Source organism: Nostoc sp. DedSLP03 (assembly GCF_034530815.1).
GTDB lineage: Bacteria > Cyanobacteriota > Cyanobacteriia > Cyanobacteriales > Nostocaceae > Nostoc.
Genome location: NZ_JAVRCK010000239.1, coordinates 1 through 1375, shown reverse-complemented (window position 1 = coordinate 1375; position 1375 = coordinate 1). Strand labels below are relative to the sequence as shown.

Below are 1375 nucleotides of genomic sequence, written 5' to 3'. Positions count from 1 at the left end.
ATCCAATTAAGAGAACTTCAGCCATCTGGAACAGAAGGGGGAAATGCTACAGCAGGAAGTTGGAACAAGCGAAAACTTAATAGTATCGCAAATGATGATACCGCTTCGGTTATTATCTCCAATAATGAGTTTGTATTACCTGCTGGAACCTATATATTGAACGCAATTTCACCTTTTTACCGAACTGCAACATCAAGAATTAGGTTGAGGAATGTTACTGATAACATTGTTCTTTTGAACGGTAGCTCAATCTATCCTGGGTCTGGGGTGGATGTTCAGTGCTTGGCAGAACTTAGTGGCAAGTTTTCAATAGCTGCAAATAAATCTTTGGCGCTTGAATATCGAGTATTTAGAAATCAGGACTCAGCTTCTTTGGGGCTTTCTAGCGGTTGGGGAGTCGAAGAAATATTTTCGATAATTGATTTGTTCAAATTGTAATAAATTATAGTTATAAAATAATGAATACTACGCGGACAGTAGTAGCTGTTACTCCTTCTAATTCCCCAGGAATAACACTAACCTTAGAAAGTACTGGTATATTTTTAGGGATTCTTGTTAGTGTTTCTGTTCTTGGTGGTGTAGCTATTACCGTCATCAGTAAAATGAATCGGATTTCAAATTCGATTACTCAAATTGAAAAAACTCTCGAAGAACAAGCAAGAAATGCTGAAAAAATTCGTGAGATGGATAGAACTTTGGCTTTACATATTCAAGAATATGTAAATCGGAAAGATGTTATTCAAATGCTTCTGGGGCAGCTGAACGAAAAGATTGACCACAAGTTTAAAAGAGTATTGTTTTACACAAGGGATATCCAACGGTTTCTTCAGCGCGATACTGATTTTAAGATCCGCGAGTATGAGGAAACGACTCAGCAGGACGAATAACTCTCTATTCGCTTACCCTCTGGTTGTAAATCGAGAGCCATTCAGCGAAAGTTACAAACACTTCACATTTTTGATTCTTGTCCCACATCCACCAACCGCCAGCTAATCCTGCGTAAAAATTAAAGTCAGCTATTTCTCGTAAGGTTAGGTCGTCTGAACATGACCTGACCTTTTTCCATAGCAAAAATTCAAGCCCTGAAAGCCATCTAGCTGACCACATTCTTTCTGAAAAACTGGTCATCATCTCCCAGACCATTTGTTTTGGGTCTTCTGCAAGCGTTAATTCATTCATGTCTTGTGGGGATTCAGGGTAACTGAAACTTTTTGCTTGTCAATAGGAAAATTGTTCACTACATGAGCAGTTTGCTATAAAGTTTTTTCAAATCCTTACTAGTAAAGAGTTTCGGGTTATATAAATAACTTATGGGTAGTTCTCCCAGCACGGCTGTCACTCCTTATAAGACAAGTGTAGTCTCGCGTGGGGATTC

General features: G+C 38.5%; 3 protein-coding genes. 2 read left to right on the top strand and 1 reads right to left on the bottom strand.

What is annotated here, in order from left to right; genetic code table 11:
• On the top strand, nt 1-438 hold a 438-nt coding region (locus RM368_RS38545), incomplete at its 5' end, for a hypothetical protein (protein WP_322698944.1).
• A 20-nt stretch (nt 439-458) separates the two neighbouring features.
• Entirely contained in the window at nt 459-887 is a 429-nt protein-coding gene (locus tag RM368_RS38540; protein WP_322698943.1) for a hypothetical protein, read from the top strand.
• Between the two features lie 4 nt (nt 888-891).
• Here RM368_RS38540 and RM368_RS38535 read toward each other — a convergent pair whose 3' ends face one another.
• Nucleotides 892-1179, bottom strand: coding sequence for a hypothetical protein (locus RM368_RS38535; RefSeq protein WP_322698942.1), 288 nt, complete (start codon nt 1177-1179; stop codon nt 892-894).
• Nucleotides 1180-1375 lie beyond the last annotated feature (196 nt).